The following is a 1769-nucleotide window of genomic DNA, read 5'->3' on the forward strand; positions in this document are numbered from 1 at the left end:
CTTGCTGAGCTTCCTTTCAACTTCGTCTTGGGTCAGAGTTCCTTCCGTTTCCGCCCTTTGGGTTCCTCTTCGTATTTTTTCAACAACATAGAGGTGGTACTGAATATCTTCGAGAGTGCAATCGTCCGGCAATCTTTCTATCAGGGACCTTACTTCCTCTTTTGCTGTTTTCATATTTTTCCCTCATCAGCGTTTTCGTATGCCCTGTGTCATGCGGATCGGCATAAGACACTCATTTTTAAAGCCCATTGAGTCGAACTTTTGCACTCAACCATAGCTTGCATTATGGTTGAAAAGCACCTTGCTCAAGTATAACCGCTCGATCTTTCAGTGACCGGTGAACACAACCATAGCGCCGGATTCGCCGGAATCAGATCAGCCGAAGTCGAAGTGAGGAACCGGTAAGTGCATCAAATCAGTGTATCAAAAACGGAGACGTACACAACATCCGGTATAGCTCCGGATCGCCCGCCAAGTCCATCTTCCTTGCCAAAATGGGACATAGGAGACGGCGGAAGACCATGAAGGCTACATCCGATCATCGTCCGGTCTTGGACGGCGGTTGGGGGCGATCGTAACCGGGTCATCATGTCGCCACCGGCGATGACAGGCGGCGCAAATGCTTTGACGACAGGTTTTGATGGCGCTACCTTGTCCGAGGAACGGCCAATGCTCACTTTTCCGCGGCCATGCCGGTGTCTGAAACCGCCCGGCCAGGGTTCGGTCCTCAAAAACAAACGGAGGGAATGACATGTCCAAACCTCAATACCCGACCAGGGAAGGAATCTGGTCCAAGGGACCACGTCCTGAAAAAACCTATTCAGGCGTAAAACTAGGGATGCCCTACAAGGAAGCGGTGGATAGCCTGCGCGGGGCGTTACGGGACCGGGACGATTTCGACCCGGCCGTTCTTTTTGTGTGGGGGACCATGCAGGCCACCGGGGTTTTGAACATTCTCAAGGCCGTGGAAGAGGAATTCGGTGAAAAAGGGCAGACCGTGGTGCGACGGGCCATCAGTAAAGCCGGTTACGAAGCCTGCCGGCAACTGCTTGACGATTCCGAGTTCCCGGAAGATGTGCCGGATGTCGAGCTGACTTCGTTCATTGTGACCGGCATCAACACCATTTTATATGCGTCGCTGGAGAACCCTTGGATTACCAGCGAAAAGCGGTGCGAGTTCGATATTCTGTGGTGTCCCCACCAGGACCGATACACGGCCTTTGACTGCCGGGTGCAGCGTTATTTCGTGGAAGGCATGCTGCGGGCGTGCGAAGAGTTCACGGGTCGGAAATTTCACCCGGTGGTGGACAAGATCATTCCCCGCGGCACGGACCGGTGCCATTTCACGGTGGATCTCTGGGAAGACGACGGAGGGACCCACCCCTGGGACAAGTACTCCGAGGAACTGGCCCGCCGCGCTTTTGACAAAATGAAAGGCACGAACAAGAAAAAGGGGTCCCCAGGGACATAACAGAGGAGTATCCGTTCATGGGGTATGAGGAGAGACCTTTTGGAAATCGTCTATAATTGTGTCCTATGGAGGTATCTCGGGTGGGGTGGCGCGGACAACTTGTTGTCCGCGTTCTGGACTTTGGCCCTTTGTGATACTGGTTGGTGCATGGTTAGTAAGAATTACCTAGTGTCTGACCATGAAGCTAACTTATTATTATGAAAAGAAAATCGCGCAAATTAGGGTGGAAACTTCCTGCAATGTATGATATTAAAAAGGTGACAACCAATTGATATCATTACACTAACAAGAAGGAGGC

The 1769-nt window shown here is 52.0% G+C and carries 1 protein-coding gene; it reads left to right on the forward strand.

The window, feature by feature from the left end; genetic code table 11:
• The first annotated feature begins 751 nt into the window (after positions 1–751).
• The gene (locus tag HY788_08665; GenBank protein MBI4774235.1) at positions 752–1471 is read left to right on the forward strand and encodes a hypothetical protein; all 720 of its coding nucleotides are present in this window, start codon (positions 752–754) and stop codon (positions 1469–1471) included.
• Positions 1472–1769 lie beyond the last annotated feature (298 nt).

This window comes from Deltaproteobacteria bacterium, from assembly GCA_016208165.1.
Lineage (GTDB): Bacteria > Desulfobacterota > Desulfarculia > JACQYL01 > JACQYL01 > JACQYL01.